Source organism: Vibrio sp. 1562 (assembly GCF_033340155.1).
In the GTDB taxonomy this organism is placed as follows: Bacteria; Pseudomonadota; Gammaproteobacteria; order Enterobacterales; family Vibrionaceae; genus Vibrio; species Vibrio alginolyticus.
The window spans coordinates 1-803 of sequence record NZ_JAWOVY010000224.1 but is presented as its reverse complement, the minus strand read 5'-3'; the positions used below and the strand labels follow the sequence as shown (position 1 = coordinate 803).

Here is an 803-nt window from a genome sequence, read left to right as displayed (position 1 = left end):
CGCATACTCAATAAATCTAATGAATAATATTGTAAACGTGAGTTGCTGGTGGGTATCGTTTTCTCGATACCATCTGAGTCAATCGGTTTATAAAAGGTCGCTTTTATATGCTGAATAAAATGCTTCTTAAGAAAGCTGCTATCTTTTTTCTGCCACTTCCTTTGGTATTTGCGGAGGTTTTGTATTTGGCACACGAGAGTGTGCAAAGTAACCTCGATCACTTGCTCGAAAAGAACATACAAATCGCGGATGAAATTCTCTTTCAAATAGAGACTGAAAACCGAACTGCGCTTATTCATCCAGAACGGTGTGAGCAGTTGCAGCAAAACCTGATGTTTGAGCGAGACATCGATGAAATGCTCATTGTCAAAGGCGATGAGATCATTTGCTCATCGAAGCTTGGACACTTATCCAAACCGCTTTCTGAATACTTAACCTTCAGGCCCAATCATGCCTTAACCTTCGGCCAGATAAACGGTCTAGATGAACCATTGCTGCTAGTGGTGACTCAAGGGCAGCAGACATATAAAGCCATCACCATCATTGATAGAGACTATTTTGGCGCGACAATTGGATTTAACAACGATTTACGCCTCAAGCGGTCAGCTTTGTTTATTCATGACGACGTGGTGCCCGCTGGCGCATCCAGAAAAGGCAAAAACCCGATTGCTTTTAATGAATCTAAGGTGTTTGAATACCAAGCGCTCGCTGAAGCTAGCGATTTATTTGTTGAGCAAAAATTGATTTCTTACATCATCTATTCGGTGCCTATTATCGCGATGATTTATCTTTGCCTATACGCG

Annotated in this window: 1 pseudogene; it reads left to right on the top strand. The window is 41.7% G+C overall.

The window, feature by feature from the left end:
- Positions 1–107 precede the first annotated feature (107 nt).
- Positions 108–803: pseudogene (locus R7Z49_RS24295) on the top strand (EAL domain-containing protein); the annotation flags it as partial.